The organism is Vibrio sp. 1288 (assembly GCF_033344475.1).
Genome location: NZ_JAWPOX010000839.1, coordinates 1 through 587, shown reverse-complemented (window position 1 = coordinate 587; position 587 = coordinate 1). Strand labels below are relative to the sequence as shown.

At 45.3% G+C, this 587-nt stretch carries 1 pseudogene; it reads left to right on the top strand.

Annotated features, from left to right (window positions below):
• Positions 1-587: pseudogene (vpoC, locus tag R8O11_RS29660) on the top strand (efflux RND transporter outer membrane protein VpoC); the annotation flags it as partial.

Sequence of the window (587 nt, the reverse complement as noted above, 5' to 3'; positions counted from 1 at the left end):
CAAGGTTTGATCCTTCGCGTATCTCAAGCGTACTTCGAAGTATTGCGCGCTCAAGACAATCTAGTCTTCGTTCGTGCAGAGAAAGCAGCCGTTGGTCGCCAACTAGAACAAACAAAACAACGCTTTGAAGTTGGTTTGTCGGCAATTACTGACGTTCACGATGCTCAAGCTCAGTACGATGCAGTACTAGCAGATGAAGAGTTGGCAGAAAATGATCTGATCAACAGCTACGAATCAATACGTGAAATAACAGGTCAAGAACACAAAAACTTAAACGTTCTTGATACTAACCGTTTCTCTGCGACTCGCACTAGCAGCCCTGCTGAAACATTGATCGAAGAAGCGAAAACGAAGAACCTTAGCCTATTGTCAGCTCGTATTTCACAAGACATCGCGCGCGACAACATCTCACTAGCTAGCTCTGGTCACCTACCAACACTGTCTCTAGACGGTGGTTACAACTACGGTGATACTTCAAACAGTGCTCGTGATAACACGACGGATAACTTCAATATTGGCGTTAACCTAGCAGTGCCACTTTACACTGGCGGCAACGTGACATCACAAACCAAACAAGCAGAATTTGC